The organism is Planomonospora parontospora, from assembly GCA_014647935.1.
Classification (GTDB): domain Bacteria; phylum Actinomycetota; class Actinomycetes; order Streptosporangiales; family Streptosporangiaceae; genus Planomonospora; species Planomonospora parontospora.
The window spans coordinates 1-1274 of record BMQD01000089.1; the positions used below are offsets into that span (position 1 = coordinate 1).

At 74.2% G+C, this 1274-nt stretch carries 1 protein-coding gene; it reads right to left on the reverse strand.

Going from position 1 to position 1274, the window contains the following annotated elements:
* A partial coding sequence (locus IEZ07_RS35235) for a PAS domain-containing protein (RefSeq protein WP_191898765.1) occupies positions 1-1274 on the reverse strand: 1274 nt, incomplete at both ends.

Consider the following 1274-nt stretch of genomic DNA (forward strand, 5'->3'; position numbering starts at 1 on the left):
CCAGATGGGCGCACACCCCGTCCAGCAGCTCGACCAGGTCGTCGTCGGGCGGCTGGGGACGGTCCGTGCCGAAGATCAGCACGCCCAGCACGTGGCCGCCGCTGCGCACCGGCAGGGCCATGGCCGAGCGCAGGCCGGCCCGCACGGCGCCCTGCAGGCGGGAGAAGTCACGGGACTCGGCCGCCATGTCGCCGATCCAGACCGGTTCCCCGCGCTCCCAGGCCAGTCCGGGCAGGTCCTGTCCCCGGGCGAAGGTCGTCGGCTGGCCGTCGGTGAAGGCCGACAGGTCCCGTCCGGGCCGGCTCCAGAAAGCGATGGAAGCGATGGACCCCCCATTTTCGGCCTCTCCGTCCTCGTCGACCTGCCAGTACTCGCCGTAGGTCCACCCCAGCGCCCCGGTGACCGCGGCGACCACCCCGCCGGCGGCCTCCTGGGCGGAGGCGGCGTCCGCCAGCACCTGGGCCACGGCATGCTGAGTCGAGCGCAGCACCTGGACCCGATGCTGGGCGGTGATGTCGTGCAGGGCCACCACCGCGCCCAGGCGGCGCCCGCCGGGAGCGTCGATCGGGCGGCCGTTGACGGCGAAGCAGCGCGGTTCCTCACCCGGTAGCCGGGCGATGATCTGCTGGCCGTCGATGTGTTCGCCGGCCAGCGCCCGCGCCAGCGGCACCTGGTCCCCGCGCAACGGCGTGCGCCCGTCGGCGGTGAACACCTCGAAGACCTCGCCTGCGTCCTGGACGTGCACCTCGGGCCAGGGCGCGTGGGTCCCCTGCCGCAGCGGCTGGTTGACCAGGACCACCCGGCCGTCGCTGTCACAGGCGCCGATCTTGACGTCCAGGCTGTCCACCAGCGCCCGCAGGAACAGCTGCTCGCCTTCGAGCTGCCGCCGGATCTCGTCGCGGTCACCGACGTCGTGCAGCACCACCTGACAGATCGGCCCGGCGTGGACCTGCGCGACCAGCTCGGCGGGAAACTCCCGTCCTGCACGGTCGGCGGCGGCCAGCTCCAGCCGGTGCACCTCCCGGGCCGAGGCGTCGCCCTGGCGTACCCCGCGCAGGAGCCGCTCGCAGTCGCCGCGCACCCGCTCGGGGCTGATCAGCTCGCTGACCGGCCGGCCGACGGCCTCGGCCGCCGACCAGCCGAACAACCGCACCGCCGCGGCGTTCCACCCCGTCACCACCCCCGCCGCGTCCAGGCAGGCGATCGGCTCCGGCACACGGTCGAGCACCGCCGACGCGTGCGGCTCGTTGCTGGTCAGCCGCATCACGATCTCA